Raw genomic sequence first — 572 nt, forward strand, 5'->3', positions numbered from 1 at the left:
GTTCGCCCGTCTCAATCGGTATGCCGAAAGATTCGTCATCGTCAGGCTCAACGCCCATCTCATTTTCCAGAAAAGCACGATATCTGGCGCGGTGCGTATCATTCATGATCCAGACCAGTCGTTCGCGCGGGACATCCGGTGCCTCCACAACGGCATCGGTCATTGCCCCGTGATAGTCATACATCATACTGCTTCCGTTAGAACCGCGTCTATCATCGCGCTAATTCGGTGGAAAGCAAATACTTCGAAGGGGCGTCAGACTATGCTTTACGGCAACATTGCCGCATTAGCAAAAATCAGTAGGGCTTGCAGTAATCAATCAAATCATATAAAGATACTTTCGTTCAAATAGGGACTGGCGCGCTGTGTAATACAGGTCGGCGCAGTAGGTGAATACCAACCCTGCGAACCTGATCCGAGCCCATTGGATCTTGGTTTGCTGAGCTATCGCACAACTCTTCGGTTTGCTCTGTCTTACTGCGTGCTTTTCGAAACCTGCCAAAGGGCTCACGGCTTAAACTGGATTCGTTGTGCACGTTCGAGGAAGAGCTAATGACAACACTTAACAATAC

At 49.5% G+C, this 572-nt stretch carries 1 protein-coding gene; it reads right to left on the bottom strand.

All coding sequences use genetic code 11. The annotated features are described in order from the left end of the window. A partial coding sequence (locus V7676_RS18750) for a hypothetical protein (protein WP_335661073.1) occupies positions 1-187 on the bottom strand: 187 nt, incomplete at its 3' end. Positions 188-572: the final 385 nt, after the last annotated feature.

Source organism: Parasphingorhabdus sp. (assembly GCF_036963805.1).
GTDB lineage: Bacteria > Pseudomonadota > Alphaproteobacteria > Sphingomonadales > Sphingomonadaceae > Parasphingorhabdus.